Origin of the sequence: Pseudomonas sp. CM25 (assembly GCF_013179705.1) — a bacterium.
GTDB lineage: Bacteria > Pseudomonadota > Gammaproteobacteria > Pseudomonadales > Pseudomonadaceae > Aquipseudomonas.
Genome location: NZ_JABMCW010000038.1, coordinates 1 through 15,171, shown reverse-complemented (window position 1 = coordinate 15,171; position 15,171 = coordinate 1). Strand labels below are relative to the sequence as shown.

Below are 15,171 nucleotides of genomic sequence, written 5' to 3'. Positions count from 1 at the left end.
ACTGGGAGCGACAGGGAGATGCCTTTTAGCGGCAGGCTTGTCGTTGAAGGACATGGGGGATGTAACAGAGGTGGTTACCTGTTCTGGCCTTTTCGCGGGTGAACCCGCTCCCACAGGTTCTGCGCAAGCTTCAAGGCTGGCGAAGTACTTGTGGGAGCGGGTTCACCCGCGAAGAGGCCGGTGCAGGTTATTACAGAACTACAGTCCGATTGGCGTTAAGGAACACTCGCCGCTCGATGTGATAACCCACAGCCCGCGCCAGGGTCAGGCATTCGATATCACGCCCTTTGGCAATCAGGTCTTCGGGGTAATGGCTGTGGTCCACCACTTCGACGCCCTGGGCAATGATCGGCCCTTCGTCCAGGTCGTTATTGATGTAGTGCGCCGTGGCGCCAACCATCTTCACGCCCTTGTTGTACGCCTGGTGATAAGGCTTGGCGCCCTTGAACCCCGGCAACAACGAGTGGTGGATGTTGATCGCCCAGCCATCCAGGCGCCGGCACAGCTCCGGCGACAGCACCTGCATGTAACGGGCAAGCACCACCAGCTCGGCCCCGGTTTCTTCGATCACCTGGATCACCTTGCGCTCCTGCGCAGGCTTGTCCTTGGGATCGAGGGCGAAGTGGTAGTAGGGAATCTTGTGCCACTGCGCCAAGGGCTCGAGGTCGGGGTGGTTGGACACCACTGCCACCACGTCCATGCTCAGCTGGCCAATGCGCTGGCGATACAGCAAGTCGTTAAGGCAATGGTCAGCCTTGGACACCATGATCACCACCTTGGGGCGGTGCTTGGGCGCCGTCAGCTCGAAGGCCATGCCGAACGCACCGCTGCGCTCGGCCAGGCCGGCGCGGAAGCCGACCTCGTCGAAATCGTCCGGCTGGCGGAACTCCACGCGAATGAAGAAGCGCCCCGACAGCCGGTCATCGAAGGAGTGGTGCTCCGTCACGTAGCAGCGCTGCTCGAAGAGGTAACGCGTCACCACGTCGACGGTGCCGAGCATGCTCGGGCAGTCGGCGGTGAGAATCCAGGTATCCGGTGCCCGACTCATGTTCTTCTCCTTAAGCTTCGATGCTCAGGCCGTATTCGGCCGAAGCGTCCTGCAGCCACAGCCACCAGTAGTCGGCGAAGCTGCGGCGAATCACCAGCTCCCAGGTGTCTTCGGCGGTGCGGCGGATCACCAGCTGCGACTTGGCGAACACGGTGCCGACAGCCTTGCCCACCGGGAAGTTGTTCGGATGAACATCATAGCTGGTGGACTTCATCAGCACTTCACGCACGTTCGGGCCGCGCAGTTCCAGCAGGCTTTGCCCGCCGCTGACGTTGACCACCTGGATGTGCTGGCCTTCCAGGGCCGCGCGCAGCTTTTGCTCGACGGCCAGTTCCTGGCCGCCAGGCACGATCAGCAGCCACTCGTCGGGGCCGACCCATTGCAGCGAGGTGTCGCCGCTGGCAACCACGGTCAGGGCCACAGGCAACTCCAGGCCCAGGGCCTTGTGCACGCCTGCGGCGAATTCCGGGTTGTGGCCGTCGCCACGGATGGTCAGGTGGCCGAGGAATTTCTTCTCACGCAGGGTCACGCCTGCGTTCTTGCGGCCTTTGCCAACCAGGCTGGCCAGGTCGGCGTGGTGCAGTGGCGACTGGGCCTTGGCCTCGGCGCCGGGGTTTTGCTGGTAGACGTTGATAGCGCTCATTTCTTACCTGCCTTGAATTCTTGTTCGTCGATGCGACGCCGCTTTTGTGTTGGGGCTACCGGCCTCATCGCCGGCAAGCCAGCTCCCACAGGGACCTCACCAACCTTCAAAACTGCATCGATCCTGTGGGCGCTGGCTTGCCGGCGATTGGGCCTGGCCTGCCCCCACAGGGCCCGGAGTCAAACGTTCTGCCGCTCACCCTTCGGATCGAAGAACACCGAAGACACGATCTCGGCCTCGATCACGCTGCCGTCAGCCTGTGGCGAGTAGACACGCTCGCCCATGCGCTTGAGGCCGCCCTTGACCACACCCATGGCAAACGAATAGCCCAGGGAGTTGTGCGCGTAGCTGGAGGTGACGTGGCCAACCATGTCCATCGGGATCGGCTGTTTCGGATCGAAGACCAGCTGGGCGCCCTCCGGCAGCCACTTGGTCGGGTCGACCGGCTTCAGGCCGACCAGCTGCTTGCGGTTTTCGCGCACGCAGTCTTCGCGGTTCATGCCACGCAGGCCGATCCACGAGTACGGCTTGTTGCGGCCCACGCACCAGCTCATGTTCAGGTCGTCCGGGTTCATCGAACCGTCGGTGTCCTGACCAACGATGATGAAGCCCTTCTCGGCACGCAGTACGTGCATGGTCTCGGTGCCGTACGGGGTCAGGTTGTACTTCTTGCCTGCCTCGACGATCTTTTCCAGTACGCCCATGGCGTAGTTGGCCTGCACGTTGACTTCGTACGACAGCTCACCGGTGAACGAAATCCGGAACACACGGGCCGGCACGCCTGCGACGTTGCCTTCCTTCCAGGTCATGAACGGGAAGGCTTCCTTGTCCATGTCGATGTCGGTCAGCTCGCTGAGCAGCTTGCGGCTGTTGGGGCCGGACAGGGTCATGGTGGCCCAGTGGTCGGTGACCGAGGTGAAATACACCTTCAGCTCCGGCCATTCGGTTTGCAGGTACAGCTCCATCCACTGCAGCACGCGTGCAGCGCCGCCGGTGGTGGTGGTCATGATGAAGTGGTTGTCGCCGACGCAGGCGGTGACGCCGTCGTCGAAGACCATGCCGTCTTCCTTGCACATCAGGCCGTAGCGGGCCTTGCCCACGTCGAGCTTGGTCCAGGCGTTGGTGTAGATGCGGTTGAGGAACTCGCGGGCATCCGGGCCCTGGATGTCGATCTTGCCCAGAGTCGAGGCGTCCAGCAGGCCTACGCTGTCGCGCACGGCCTTGCACTCGCGGGCCACCGCGGTGTTGAGGTCTTCACCGGCTTTCGGGAAGTACCAAGGGCGCTTCCACTGGCCGACGTCTTCGAACTCGGCACCGTTCTTCACGTGCCAGGCATGCAGGGCAGTGAAACGCACGGGCTCGAACAGGTGACCACAGTGGCGGCCCGCTACCGCGCCGAAGGTGACCGGCGTGTAGTTGGGGCGGAACATGGTGGTGCCCATTTCCGGGATGGTAATACCGATCGAACGGGCGGCAATGGCCAGGCCGTTGATGTTGCCCAGTTTGCCCTGGTCGGTACCGAAGCCCAGCGCGGTGTAGCGTTTTACGTGCTCGACCGACTCGAAGCCTTCGCGGGTGGCCAACTCGATGCCGGCGGCGGTCACGTCGTTCTGCTGGTCGACGAACTGCTTCGGCCCCTTGGTGCCTTTGTCGTGCGGCACCTGGAACAGCGCCACGGTGGCCTCTTCCTTGCGCGCAACGGTTTTCGGCAGGGTGCCGACGCTGGCTTTGAAGCCGGCTTCGGTGGCGGCGCGCGCGCCGCCTTCAAAACCATCGGCAATTACGTCGCCCAAGGCGTAGACGCCGTTGATGCCACCCACGCACTCGCGTTTCTGCGGCGCATCGCCCGGCACGAAGCCAAGAATGTCGTCACGCCATACCGGGCGACCGCCCAGGTGCGAAGCCAGGTGCACGATCGGGCTGTAGCCGCCGGAGGTTGCGATCAGGTCGCACTCAAGGGTTTCGCCTGGGCTGGTGACCTTGTGTGCCTGCACGTCGATGGCGGCCACGCGGGCGCCGGTCACATGCTTGCTGCCCTTGGCCTCGACCACGGCGCTGGAGGTGAGGATGCGGATGCCTTTCGCACGCGCTTCTTCAACCAGCGAGCCACGCGGGTTGTGGCGGGCGTCGGCAATAGCGACCACTTGCAGGCCGGCATCGTGCCAGTCCAGCGCGGCGCGGTAGGCGTGGTCGTTGTTGGTCGACAGCACCAGCTTGCGGCCCGGGGCCACGCCGTAGCGGCGAACGTAGGTGGAAACGGCACCCGCCAGCATGTTGCCCGGCACGTCGTTGTTGCCGTACACCAGCGGGCGCTCGTGGGCACCGGCAGCCAGCACCACGCGCTTGGCACGCACACGGTGCACGCGGTGGCGTACCTGGCCGATCGGGGCGCGGTCGCCCAGGTGGTCGGTGAGGCGCTCGTGAATGGTCAGGAAGTTATGGTCGTGGTAGCCGTTGACCGTGGCACGTGGCAGCAGGGTCACTTCCGGCAGGCTTTCCAGCTCTTTGACCACGGCGCTGACCCAGTCGGCGGCAGGCTTGCCGTCGAGGGTTTCGCGGGAGTCGAGCAGGCTACCGCCAAACTCTTCCTGCTCGTCGGCCAGGATCACCCGGGCACCGCTGCGCGCGGCGGCCAGTGCGGCAGCCAGGCCAGCAGGGCCGGCGCCGACGATCAGCACGTCGCAGTGCTGGTTCATGTAGTCGTAGCTGTCCGGGTCGTTCTGCAGCGGCGCACGGCCAAGGCCTGCGGCTTTGCGGATGTACTTCTCGTAAGTCATCCAGAACGATTTCGGGTACATGAAGGTTTTGTAGTAGAACCCCGGCGGCATCATGCTGCCACCAACCTTGCCAAGGATACCCATGACGTCGTTGTTGACGTTCGGCCAGCCGTTGGTGCTGGTGGCTACAAGACCTGCGTACAGCGCCTGCTGGGTGGCACGCACGTTGGGGATCTGGGTGGCTTCGCTGGAGCCGATCTGCAGGATCGCGTTCGGCTCTTCGGTACCGGCGGCGATGATGCCGCGCGGACGCGAGTACTTGAAGCTGCGGCCAACGATGTCGACGCCGTTGGCCAGCAACGCGGCGGCCAGGCTGTCACCGGCATAACCCTGGTAGGTCTTGCCGTTGAAGGTGAAGTTCAGGACCTTGCTGCGGTCGACACGGCCGCCGCTGGCGAGGCGATAGGTCTGGCTCATACTTTTTCCCCTTGGCCTTTGACGGTCGACGGTGCGCAGGTTGGCTTGCCGCCTTCGGTCACTTGCGGCTTCTCGCCAATCTTGTAGGTTTCCAGAATTTCGTAGGTCACGGTGTTACGGGTGACGTTGAAGTACTGGCGGCAGCCGGCAACGTGGTCCCACAGTTCATGGTGGATACCGCGCGGGTTGTCACGGTAGAACATGTAGGTACCCCACTCCTCGTCGGAGCAGGCGGCAGGGTCCAGCGGGCGGGCGATGTGTGCCTGGCCAGAGGCGTGGAACTCTTCTTCGGAGCGCAGCTCGCCGCAGTGGGGACAGAAAATATGCAACATGACGGTGTCTCCGGTTAGTGGGCGACGGCGGCGGCGCCGTGTTCGTCGATCAGTGCGCCGTTGTAGAAACGGTCCATGGAGAACGGCGCGGCCAGTGGGTGCATTTCGCCCTTGGCCAGGCTCGCGGCGAAGACGTTGCCCGAACCCGGGGTCGCCTTGAAGCCGCCAGTACCCCAACCGCAGTTGAAGAACATGTTCTTGACCGGGGTCTTGGTGATGATCGGGCAAGCGTCCGGCGAGGTGTCGACGATGCCGCCCCACTGGCGGTTCATGCGTACGCGCGAGAGGTTGGGGAACATCTCGACGATGGCCTGCAGGGTGTGCTCGATCACCGGGTACGAACCGCGCTGGCCGTAGCCGACCCAGCCGTCGATACCGGCACCGATCACCAGGTCGCCCTTGTCGGACTGGCTGATGTAGCCGTGCACGGCGTTGGACATGATCACGCTGTCGATGATCGGCTTGATAGGCTCGGAGACCAGCGCTTGCAGCGGGTGCGACTCCAGCGGCAGGCGGAAGCCGGCCAGCTTGGCCATGTGCCCGGAGTTACCGGCGGTGACCACGCCGACGCGCTTGGCGCCGATGAAGCCTTTGTTGGTTTCAACACCGATGACCGCGCCGTTTTCCTTGCGAAAGCCAATTACTTCGGTCTGCTGGATGAGGTCGACACCCAAGGCGTCGGCGGCACGGGCATAGCCCCAGGCCACGGCGTCGTGACGAGCCACGCCACCACGGCGCTGAACGGTCGCGCCGAGGATCGGGTAACGGGTGTTCTTCGAGCAGTCCAGGTACGGGATTTCAGCCGCGACCTGGGCGGTGTTCAGCAGTTCGCCATCGACGCCGTTGAGGCGGTTGGCGCTGACGCGGCGCTCGGAGTCACGAATGTCCTGCAGGGTGTGGCACAGGTTGTAGACGCCACGCTGGGAGAACATCACGTTGTAGTTGATGTCCTGGGACAGCCCTTCCCACAGCTTCATGGCGTGCTCATAGAGCTGCGCCGATTCGTCCCACAGATAGTTGGAACGCACGATGGTGGTGTTACGGGCAGTGTTGCCGCCGCCCAGGTAGCCCTTTTCGATTACTGCGACGTTGGTGATGCCGTGCTCTTTGGCCAGGTAGTAAGCCGTGGCCAGACCATGGCCGCCACCGCCGACGATAACCACGTCGTAAACCTTTTTAGGGGTTGGCGTGCGCCACATGCGCTGCCAGTTCTCGTGGTGGCTGAGGGAGTGTTTGAAGAGGCCGAAGCCCGAGTAGCGTTGCATGGTCGTTTACTCCACTCAGCGGTAAACAGGGAAATCTGCGCACAGCGCCGCGACGTTCTTCGCCACATCGGCTTCGACGTCTGCGTCACCGAGGTTGTCGAGGATATCGCAGATCCAGCCGGCCAGGGCCACGCACTGCGCAACCTTGAAGCCACGGGTGGTCACGGCCGGGGTGCCGATGCGCAGGCCCGAGGTGACGAACGGCGACTGTGGGTCGTTCGGCACGGCGTTCTTGTTGACGGTGATGTGCGCGCGGCCCAGGGCGGCGTCGGCGTCTTTGCCGGTGAGCCCCTGGCGAATCAGGCTGACCAGGAACAGGTGGTTGTCGGTACCGTCGGACACCACGTCGTAGCCACGGTCGATGAACACCTGAGCCATGGCCTGGGCGTTTTCGATCACTTGCTTCTGGTACACCTTGAACTCAGGCTCCAGCGCTTCCTTGAAGCACACCGCCTTGGCGGCGATCACGTGCATCAGCGGGCCTCCCTGGGCGCCCGGGAATACGGCGGCGTTGAGCTTTTTCTCGATCTCTTCGTTGGACTTGGCCAGGATCAGGCCACCACGTGGGCCGCGCAGGGTCTTGTGGGTGGTGGTGGTGACCACGTCGGCGAACGGGATCGGGTTCGGGTAAAGGCCAGCGGCAACCAGGCCGGCAACGTGGGCCATGTCGACGAACAGCAGCGCCCCGACCTTGTCGGCGATGGCGCGGAAGCGTGGGAAGTCGAGGGTCTTGGAGTAGGCCGAGAAGCCGGCAACGATCATCTTCGGCTTGTGCTCGACCGCCAGGCGCTCGACTTCGTCGTAGTCGATCAGGCCGGTGTCGGTGTTGATGCCGTATTGCACAGCGTTGTACAGCTTGCCCGAGGACGACACCTTGGCGCCGTGGGTCAGGTGGCCGCCGTGGGCCAGGCTCATGCCCAGGATGGTGTCACCGGCCTGCAGCAGGGCCAGGTACACCGCGCCGTTGGCCGACGAGCCGGAGTGTGGCTGGACGTTGGCGTAGTCGGCGCCGAACAGCTGCTTGGCGCGCTCGATGGCCAGTGCCTCGACTTTGTCCACATGCTCGCAGCCACCGTAGTAGCGCTTGCCCGGGTAGCCTTCGGCGTACTTGTTGGTCAGGCCGCTGCCTTGGGCCTGCATCACACGCTTGGAGGTGTAGTTCTCCGAGGCGATCAGCTCGATGTGGTCTTCCTGGCGCTGTTCTTCGGCATTCATCGCCGCCAGCAGTGCATCGTCATAACCCTGGATCTGGTCTTGCTTGCTGAACATCGTGTATCTCCCGGCAGCGATCGTTTTTGTCGTAGAGCACTGTGGCCCTTTGTGGCGATGTTATGACTGGCCGGGGCAGGTCAGATGCCTGCGCACGCCTTGCAATGGCGCGTTTACGACATTCGTTTTGCACTGGGCTCTCTGGCCCCATCGCCGGCAAGCCAGCTCCCACAGAAAATGCGCTGCCCTCAGGCCTTGTGGAGCGCCTGTGGGAGCTGGCTTGCCGGCGATAGGGCCTGTACAGGCAAAGCTGAAACCAACCGATGCACCGCTTGTATAGGCAACCGCTGAATCGATGGTTTAGAGTGCTGTTCTGCGTCGTTCACAGGACAGGGTCATGACCGATAAGAGCCAACAATTCGCCAGCGACAACTATTCCGGTATCTGCCCCGAAGCCTGGGCCGCCATGGAAAAGGCCAACCACGGCCACGACCGCGCCTACGGCGACGACCAGTGGACCGAGCGCGCCGCGCAGTACTTCCGCGAGCTGTTCGAAACCGACTGCGAGGTGTTCTTCGCCTTCAACGGCACCGCCGCCAACTCGCTGGCCCTGGCCTCGCTGTGCCAGAGCTACCACAGCGTGATCTGCTCCGAGACCGCTCATGTCGAAACCGATGAATGCGGCGCGCCGGAGTTCTTCTCCAACGGTTCCAAGCTGCTGACCGCGCCCAGCGTCAACGGCAAGCTGACACCCGAATCCATCCGCGAAGTGGCGCTGAAGCGCCAGGACATCCACTACCCCAAACCGCGGGTGGTCACCCTTACCCAGGCCACCGAGGTGGGTACCGTCTATCGCCCCGATGAGCTGAAGGCGATCAGCGCCACCTGCAAGGAGCTTGGCCTGAACCTGCACATGGACGGCGCGCGCTTTACCAATGCCTGCGCGTTCCTCGGTTGCAGCCCGGCCGAGCTGACCTGGAAGGCCGGCGTCGACGTGTTGTGCTTTGGCGGCACCAAGAACGGCATGGCGGTGGGTGAGGCGATTCTGTTCTTCAACCGCCAGCTGGCTGAGGACTTCGACTACCGCTGTAAGCAGGCTGGGCAGTTGGCGTCGAAGATGCGCTTTTTGTCGGCGCCGTGGGTCGGGTTGCTGGAAGATGGCGCCTGGTTGCGCCATGGCAACCATGCCAACCATTGCGCGCAGTTGCTCGCCTCGCTGGTGAGTGATCTGCCGGGCGTGGAGCTGATGTTCCCGGTGGAGGCCAACGGGGTGTTCCTGCAGATGCCTGAGCAGGCCATTGAAGCGCTGCGCGGCAAGGGCTGGCGGTTCTATACCTTTATTGGCAGCGGTGGGGCGCGGTTCATGTGCTCGTGGGATACCGAGGAAGAGCGGGTGCGTGAGCTGGCGGCGGATATCCGCAGCATCATTACTGCCTGACAGCTTGCTGGGGCTGCTCCGCAGCCCATTGGCGCGGCTCCCACAGGGCTTGAATCCTGTGCGGTCGGTGTGGGAGCTGGCTTGCCGGCGATGGGCTGCGCAGCAGCACCGACTATCTAAAGCCTGAACCCACCCATCTGCCGCGCCAAGTCATCGGCCAAGCCACGCAAACCCTGGCATTCCTCCCGGCACCCCTGCACTTCTGCGGCCGTTTCCCGCGCCAGGTCGGAAATCCCTTGCACCGTCCGGTTGATCTCCTCGGTCACCGCCGATTGCTCTTCGGTCGCCGTAGCCACCTGATGGTTCATGTCGCTGATGTGCTCGACCTGATCGGTAATCGCGCCCAGCGAAGCGCCGGTCCGCTGGCTCGACTCCACCCCACTGCCTGTCGCCTGCTGCCCCGCCTGCATCGAACTCACTGCCGAGCCTGCGCCCTGCTTCAAGCGCTGGATCATCTGCTGCACTTCATCGGTGGACAGCTGCGTGCGCCGCGCCAGCGTTCGCACTTCGTCAGCCACCACCGCAAACCCGCGGCCCATCTCCCCGGCACGCGCGGCCTCGATGGCGGCGTTCAGCGCCAGCAGGTTGGTCTGCTCGGAAATACTACGGATTACCGCCAATACCTCATCGATAGAGGCGACTTCATCTGCCAACTGGCTTACCGCATCGGCGGCCTTGCCGATATCCCCCGACATGCCTTCGATCCCCTGGATCGAACGCCGCACGACCTCGCGCGCCTGCAGCGCCTCATCACGTGCCGACTGTGATGCCTGGGCCGCCTCGCCAGCATTGCGGGCGATGTCCTGCACGGTAAGGCCCATTTCATGTACGGCGGTGGCGACCATTTCGGTCATTTCCTGCTGCCGCCCGGAACGCTCTGCGGTGTTGTCCACAACCTGAGTCACCTGCTCAACGGCACGGTGCAGCCGCTCAGAGGTACTCAACACTTCACTGATCAGGCTGCGCTGGCTGTCGAGGAAGCGGTTGAAACCACGGGCCAGGTCGCCCAGCTCATCCTGTCGTGAATCATCCAGGCGATGGCTGAGGTCACCCGCGCCACTGCCGATCTGCACCAGCGCAGCGGTGACGCGGCGTAACGGCCGTACCAGGCCACGGGCCAGCAGCACCACCAGCAGCAGTGACACCAAAGCCACGACACCACCGACCAGACTGGTCAGCCACACCGCCTGATGCATCTGTGCGTAGATTTCCGACTCCGGCACCTCGGCCACCAGGGTCCAGTCAAGATCGCGCAAAGGCAGGCCAAGCGCCAGGAAAGGCTCGCCATCTCGGCTGAAACGGCTACTGCGCAGGCCTTCACCGCCGGTCATCACGGCCTTGGCCGCATCCGCACCAAGCTGCTCGGTGAGTTGGCGCCTGCCGCTGAAGGCGTTGTCCGGGTGAACCTGGATCAAGCCATCGTTACGCACCAGAAAAACCTTGCCGTGCTCGCCGAAGCTGAAGTCGTGAATCAGCCTGGACAGCTCGGTCATCAGCAGACCCATGCCAGCCACGCCGACAAGCTGGCCGTTTTTTTCCACGCGGTAGTCGATGAACAGCGCCAGCTCACCGGTGGCACCGTCGATGTCGATGTTGATCAGGCGCTCGGCGCCGCTGTCGATGTAGCCATAGAACCACTTGTCTTTGGGGTTACTGCGGCTGAGGGTGCGATCCAGGCCGTTCTCGTTGTAGTAGTGACCGGTTCCGGTCGACACAAACAGCGTGGTGAAGGCGTGATTGCGCTGCTTGGCAGCTTGCAGGTATTCGAGAAAATGAGGGGCCTGGGCGGGGTCTTCACCGGTCGCAAGCCAGTCGCGCAGCAGGGTATTGCCGGCAATGTCCGCCGCCGCCGTGAGCGGCTGGCCGAGCATGCGCTCGATGTCGTTGCGGATAGCTTCGATGCTGGCCGGGAGCGCGGTGTCGACCAGGTAGCGCTCGGTAAGGCGGTTGAGCGCCACCGTGAAGATAATGACTACCACCAGGATGCTCGCCAGCAGGGCGGCGCCCATGCTGGTGATCAACTGCCACTGGATGCTTTTACGCCAGATACCCATGCCTACTCCCCTGCACATTATTGTTGTGCGGAAAGTGTATACACTTGCGTATCCAGTTAATCCAGTGATCCAAGACAATCAGGCGCGCCCTGTAGGAGCGGGTTCGGCGCACCGATGAACCCGCTCCCACAGGCGCCCCCGGCTATCGATCAGGACTCTGCGATGGTCCGAACGATGGCATCGACGGTAGCGTCGATCTGCGCCTGGGTGCGCTCAAGCGTCTTGCGGTGTTCATTCTGCAGGTCAACCTGCTTGGAACACAGGTTCAGAGCGGCCAGCACCAGCAGCTTGTCGCCGATCAAGGTCGGATACTGGCGCTTGGTTTCGTTCAAGGCGGTGTTGAGCATCCGCACCGCCTGGGCAAGCGTCTCTTCCTGGCCTTCGGGTGCCTTGATCGAATAATCGATGCCGAGGATCGACACCACATTGATCGGCTGCTCTTGCAGTCTCATGCGCCGACGACACCCGCGCTGGCACGCTCAACCAGAGCCTGGATGCGTGCAGCCGTAGCACCGTTCTTTTCTTCCTGCTCCATCAGCGACAGCTGCAGGGTTTCGTTTTCTTCCTTGGCCTGGGCCAGTTCCTGGCCAAGGGCGGAGTTCTGCTCGGTGAGTTGAGCGTTTTTCTGCATCAGGTCGCTGACCAGTTGCTCGATTTGATTCAGGGATGCTTCCAGCATGGGTCTATCTCAGGTTGTTGCGAGGGGCGCACACGATAAAGAAAAGTACGGCCCATCGCCATTAAATATCAGATTCATAAGGTGTCTAACCCGCAGATTGACAGGGTATCTGCCCCCTTGTTCCGATCTGGGTCAACCGCCGGTCAGGAAAAAGATAGCCACCTCACAAAATTGACCCTGTCGCACTCAAGACTCACCGGTCACGACCGATAGCCCGGCAAGTCTTGTTTTGTCGCACTTTTGCGCACTCTTTCTCCCTTGCCTGGATCCTCCCCTCCATGTCTCTACGCAACATGAATATCGCCCCGCGCGCGTTGCTCGGCTTTGCGCTCATCGGCGTGCTGATGCTCGGCCTCGGTATCTTCTCGCTGATACAAATGGGCAACATTCGCCAGGCCGGCGTCGCCATCGAACAGGTCAGCGTGCCGAGTATCAAGATTCTCGACGAACTCACCGCGCTGAACCTGCGCATGCGCACCCTTTCCTACCGCCTGCTGCTCAACCGCGAACCGGAAACCCAGCGCGATACGCTCAACCTGCTGGACCAGCGCAACACCCAGATCGACCGAGCGCGCCAGGCCTACCTGCCGATGATCGGTGCCGCCGATGAGCAGGCCGCGTTCGACCAGTACGGCCAATTGCTCAGCCAGTATCGCCAGCTGGAATCGCGCATGCGCAGCCTGAGCCAGGCCGACCGCCTTGATGAGCTGCGCGACCTGCTGAACCGCGACCTGCTGGCCAACTCCGAGCAGATCAACAAGGTCATGGACACCCTGGTGCGCATCAACACCGACCAGACCCGCGCCACCAACGCGAAAGCCGCCAGCCAGTATGCCGCCGCCTTCGCCCTGGTGATCGGGCTGCTGATTGCAGCCACGGTGCTGACCTTCCTTTGCGCATTCCTGCTGACGCGCAGCATCGTCAGGCCCATTGAAGAGGCACTGAAGTCGGCCGAACAGGTTGCCGACGGTGACCTGACCCACGTCATTCGCGCCGAAGGCACCGACGAAGCCGCCCGACTGCTGCGCGCCATGGCCCGCATGCAGGACAAGCTGCGCGACACCTTGCAACAGATCGCCGGTTCCGCCACCCAGTTGGCGTCGGCTGCCGAAGAGCTGAATGCAGTCACTGATGAAAGTGCCCGTGGCCTGCAACAACAGAACAACGAAATCGAACAGGCAGCCACTGCCGTTACGGAAATGACCAGTGCGGTGGAAGAAGTGGCACGTAATGCCGTAAGCACCTCCGAAGCGTCCAGTGAAGCCAGCCGCTCGACCGGTGACGGTCGTGACCTGGTGATGGAAACCGTAGGCGCCATTGAGCGCATGAGTGGTGATGTGCAAGCCACTGCCAAGCTGATCACCCACCTGGCCGAGCAGTCGCGTGATATCGGCAAGGTGCTGGACGTGATCCGTGGCTTGGCCGATCAAACCAACCTGCTGGCGCTTAACGCTGCTATCGAAGCCGCGCGTGCGGGTGAGGCGGGCCGTGGTTTTGCCGTAGTGGCCGATGAAGTGCGGGCGCTGGCCCACCGTACCCAGCAGTCGACCAGCGAAATCGAGCGGATGATCGGCAGTATTCAGGGCGGTACGGAGGAAGCGGTGGAGTCGATGCGCACCAGCACCGAACGCGCCGAATCGACGCTGAACATCGCCCGTGGTGCGGGCATGGCGCTGGATACCATTGCCGGTGCCGTGGCGCAGATCAACGAGCGTAACCTGGTGATCGCCAGCGCGGCAGAAGAACAGGCCCAAGTGGCGCGGGAGGTGGACCGCAACCTGGTGAATATCAATGACCTGTCGGTGCAGAGTGCTACCGGGGCGCATCAGACCAGCGCGGCTAGCGCCGAGCTGTCGCGTCTGGCTGTTGACCTTAATGGTCTGGTAGCCCGTTTCCGTACCTGACTTCTAAAAGCCGGGGCCGCTTTGCGGCCCATCGCCGGCAAGCCAGCTCCCACACCGACCGCGCAACTCTCCTGGCTTGTGCAGTACCTGTGGGAGCCGCGCTTGTCGTGGCGACGAACCGCGTCGATGGGCTGCGAAGCAGCCCCAGCAACTTCAGATCAGTAATCGATCCGCACATCCCCTTTCGGCACACTGCAGCACGACAGGATGTAGCCCTCGGCTTCGTCCTCTTCGGTAATGCCGCCGTTGTGGTCCATTTCCACCTCGCCGCCCAGCTTCAGCACCTTGCACGTACCGCAAATGCCCATGCCGCACGCTTTCGGGATCATCAGCCCGACCTTGGCCGCCGCCGCATGCACGGTCTCGCCCGGGGCAATGCGAATGCTCTTCTCGCTGCCGATGAACTCCACCAGGTTCAGGTCGGAAACATCCAGCTCCGGCGCATCGGCCGCCTGCTCGGCATGCTCAACCGCATCGGCCTTGGCCTCCGCCGGGGTCGCACCGAACGATTCTTCGTGGTAATTCTTCATGTCGAAGCCAACCGCCTCGAGCATGCGCTTGACGGCGGTCATGTACGGCGTCGGGCCGCAGCAGAACACCACACGCTCCATGTAGTCCGGCGCGATCAGCTCCATCAACCGCTGGTTCAGGTAACCGCGATAGCCGGCCCACGGCTCGCCCAGCCCATGCTTCTCGCAAATGATGTGCAGGCTGAAGTTGGGAATGCGCGAGGCCATCTGTTCCAGCTCGCGGTGGTAGATGATGTCCTTCGGCGAACGCGCACTGTGCACGAACACCATGTCGACATTGGCGTTGGTGTCGTAGAACCACCGCGCCATCGACATGACCGGGGTGATACCGACACCACCGGACAGGTACAACGCCTTGCCGGCCGGGAAGTCGATGGCGTTGAACAACCCCACCGGGCCATGCACTGGCAGCTCGGCGCCCTCGTGCATGGTGTCGTGCAGGAAGTTGGACACCTGGCCGCCCGGCACGCGCTTGACGGTGATCGAGAAGCTGTAGGGCACCGACGGCGAACTGGAGATGGTGTACGAGCGCATCACCGGCTTGCCTTCGATTTCCAGCTCGAGGGTGACGAACTGCCCCGGCTTGAAGAAGAACATGATCGGCTGGTCTGCCATGAAGCAGAAGGTGCGCACGTCCCAGGTCTCCTGGATGACCTTGACGCAGCGCACGATGTGGCGGCCGTTGGCCCAGGTCTGGGTGGTGACCGGATTGAGGAAGGTATCGGACATGTTCATCTCCAGCGGCCGACTATGGCCCTTTTCATGGCTCCGATAATGCTCAACCCGTGAGCGACGTACATTCCTGCCAGCGACATCGGCGTGCTTATCGCGACCAGCCCCGCAATACAAGGGCTGGGGCGTCGTTATTCAAATCG

Annotated in this window: 12 protein-coding genes and 1 pseudogene; 2 read left to right on the top strand and 11 right to left on the bottom strand. The window is 62.9% G+C overall.

The genetic code is table 11. The features are described 5' to 3' along the window. Window positions 1-190: 190 nt before the first annotated feature. The 6 genes from purU to HP546_RS06720 form a co-directional block, all read right to left on the bottom strand. Entirely contained in the window at window positions 191-1,048 is an 858-nt protein-coding gene (purU, locus tag HP546_RS06745) for a formyltetrahydrofolate deformylase (RefSeq protein ID WP_172221478.1), read from the bottom strand. A gap of 10 nt (window positions 1,049-1,058) precedes the next feature. Beyond that, the gene (locus tag HP546_RS06740) at window positions 1,059-1,691 is read right to left on the bottom strand and encodes a sarcosine oxidase subunit gamma (RefSeq protein ID WP_172221475.1); all 633 of its coding nucleotides are present in this window, start codon (window positions 1,689-1,691) and stop codon (window positions 1,059-1,061) included. A gap of 179 nt (window positions 1,692-1,870) precedes the next feature. Next, a complete protein-coding gene (locus HP546_RS06735; protein ID WP_172221472.1) occupies window positions 1,871-4,885 on the bottom strand; it encodes a sarcosine oxidase subunit alpha in 3,015 nt (1,004 codons plus the stop codon). After that, complete coding sequence (locus tag HP546_RS06730; RefSeq protein ID WP_172221470.1) at window positions 4,882-5,217, bottom strand: sarcosine oxidase subunit delta; 336 nt, start codon at window positions 5,215-5,217, stop codon at window positions 4,882-4,884. Before HP546_RS06730 ends, HP546_RS06735 begins: the two co-directional genes overlap by 4 nt. Window positions 5,218-5,231: 14 nt before the next feature. Continuing rightward, entirely contained in the window at window positions 5,232-6,482 is a 1,251-nt protein-coding gene (locus HP546_RS06725; RefSeq protein WP_016484536.1) for a sarcosine oxidase subunit beta family protein, read from the bottom strand. Window positions 6,483-6,497: 15 nt separating this feature from the next. Continuing rightward, complete coding sequence (locus tag HP546_RS06720; protein WP_172221467.1) at window positions 6,498-7,751, bottom strand: serine hydroxymethyltransferase; 1,254 nt, start codon at window positions 7,749-7,751, stop codon at window positions 6,498-6,500. Window positions 7,752-8,088: 337 nt separating this feature from the next. On the opposite strand from HP546_RS06720, the gene HP546_RS06715 reads away from it, so the two are divergent. Then, window positions 8,089-9,129 (top strand): low specificity L-threonine aldolase, encoded by a 1,041-nt coding sequence (locus HP546_RS06715; RefSeq protein WP_172221464.1) that lies wholly within the window; start codon window positions 8,089-8,091, stop codon window positions 9,127-9,129. Between the two features lie 116 nt (window positions 9,130-9,245). Here HP546_RS06715 and HP546_RS31760 read toward each other — a convergent pair whose 3' ends face one another. From HP546_RS31760 to HP546_RS06700, 4 genes and pseudogenes are all read right to left on the bottom strand, one after another. Then, window positions 9,246-9,974, bottom strand: coding sequence for a methyl-accepting chemotaxis protein (locus HP546_RS31760; RefSeq protein ID WP_372242419.1), 729 nt, complete (start codon window positions 9,972-9,974; stop codon window positions 9,246-9,248). 135 nt (window positions 9,975-10,109) lie between these two features. Further along, a pseudogene (locus HP546_RS31755) lies at window positions 10,110-11,138 on the bottom strand (cache domain-containing protein); the annotation flags it as partial. A gap of 194 nt (window positions 11,139-11,332) precedes the next feature. Further along, a complete protein-coding gene (locus HP546_RS06705) occupies window positions 11,333-11,635 on the bottom strand; it encodes a cell division protein ZapA (RefSeq protein ID WP_172221458.1) in 303 nt (100 codons plus the stop codon). Further along, window positions 11,632-11,862, bottom strand: coding sequence for a hypothetical protein (locus HP546_RS06700; protein WP_172221455.1), 231 nt, complete (start codon window positions 11,860-11,862; stop codon window positions 11,632-11,634). Before HP546_RS06700 ends, HP546_RS06705 begins: the two co-directional genes overlap by 4 nt. Window positions 11,863-12,140: 278 nt before the next feature. Here HP546_RS06700 and HP546_RS06695 point away from each other — a divergent pair, with 278 nt between their 5' ends. After that, window positions 12,141-13,766, top strand: a complete 1,626-nt coding sequence (locus HP546_RS06695; protein ID WP_172221452.1) for a methyl-accepting chemotaxis protein — start codon at window positions 12,141-12,143, stop codon at window positions 13,764-13,766. Between the two features lie 158 nt (window positions 13,767-13,924). On the opposite strand, the gene gbcB is transcribed toward HP546_RS06695, so the two are convergent. Next, complete coding sequence (gene gbcB / locus HP546_RS06690) at window positions 13,925-15,025, bottom strand: glycine-betaine demethylase subunit GbcB (RefSeq protein WP_172221449.1); 1,101 nt, start codon at window positions 15,023-15,025, stop codon at window positions 13,925-13,927. Between the last annotated feature and the right edge of the window lie 146 nt (window positions 15,026-15,171).

Bases quoted from the DNA above. Each gene is read 5' to 3' on its own strand.
- purU (WP_172221478.1), bottom strand. From the start codon at position 1,048: ATGAGTCGGGCACCGGATACCTGGATTCTCACCGCCGACTGCCCGAGC.
- HP546_RS06740 (WP_172221475.1), bottom strand. From the start codon at position 1,691: ATGAGCGCTATCAACGTCTACCAGCAAAACCCCGGCGCCGAGGCCAAG.
- HP546_RS06735 (WP_172221472.1), bottom strand. From the start codon at position 4,885: ATGAGCCAGACCTATCGCCTCGCCAGCGGCGGCCGTGTCGACCGCAGC.
- HP546_RS06730 (WP_172221470.1), bottom strand. From the start codon at position 5,217: ATGTTGCATATTTTCTGTCCCCACTGCGGCGAGCTGCGCTCCGAAGAA.
- HP546_RS06725 (WP_016484536.1), bottom strand. From the start codon at position 6,482: ATGCAACGCTACTCGGGCTTCGGCCTCTTCAAACACTCCCTCAGCCAC.
- HP546_RS06720 (WP_172221467.1), bottom strand. From the start codon at position 7,751: ATGTTCAGCAAGCAAGACCAGATCCAGGGTTATGACGATGCACTGCTG.
- HP546_RS06715 (WP_172221464.1), top strand. From the start codon at position 8,089: ATGACCGATAAGAGCCAACAATTCGCCAGCGACAACTATTCCGGTATC.
- HP546_RS31760 (WP_372242419.1), bottom strand. From the start codon at position 9,974: ATGGTCGCCACCGCCGTACATGAAATGGGCCTTACCGTGCAGGACATC.
- HP546_RS06705 (WP_172221458.1), bottom strand. From the start codon at position 11,635: ATGAGACTGCAAGAGCAGCCGATCAATGTGGTGTCGATCCTCGGCATC.
- HP546_RS06700 (WP_172221455.1), bottom strand. From the start codon at position 11,862: ATGCTGGAAGCATCCCTGAATCAAATCGAGCAACTGGTCAGCGACCTG.
- HP546_RS06695 (WP_172221452.1), top strand. From the start codon at position 12,141: ATGTCTCTACGCAACATGAATATCGCCCCGCGCGCGTTGCTCGGCTTT.
- gbcB (WP_172221449.1), bottom strand. From the start codon at position 15,025: ATGTCCGATACCTTCCTCAATCCGGTCACCACCCAGACCTGGGCCAAC.